Origin of the sequence: Flavicella sediminum (assembly GCF_006381105.1) — a bacterium.
Lineage (GTDB): Bacteria > Bacteroidota > Bacteroidia > Flavobacteriales > Flavobacteriaceae > Flavicella > Flavicella sediminum.
Genome location: NZ_VDET01000075.1, coordinates 1 through 284, shown reverse-complemented (window position 1 = coordinate 284; position 284 = coordinate 1). Strand labels below are relative to the sequence as shown.

General features: G+C 31.3%; 1 protein-coding gene. It reads right to left on the bottom strand.

Annotated elements, in window-relative coordinates; translation table 11 throughout:
* The coding region (locus tag FGM02_RS18320; RefSeq protein WP_243739461.1) for a DUF6364 family protein at window positions 1-65 on the bottom strand (65 nt) is incomplete at its 3' end.
* Window positions 66-284: the final 219 nt, after the last annotated feature.

The window sequence follows — 284 nt, the reverse complement described above, 5'->3', positions numbered from 1 at the left end:
TTTGCGTAGTTTTTGGCTCTCTCAATTATATCCCTCTCTATTGTTAATGTCAATTTTGTGTTCATAATAATACATTTATGATTTACTATTCACAAAGTTACAAAATAATTCATAGATACGTGTTAGTTTTTTTATTTAAACACGTGCTTTTTGCTTGTGGCTAACGTGTTTGTATAAAGTTAGTGTGGGAGTTGATAATCGCTAGATTGTGAGCCGAGCACTAAGCTGTTACTTATTTTATGTTGTTATCTTAGTCGACCTGAAGATAGCTAAAAAAGTAGAAG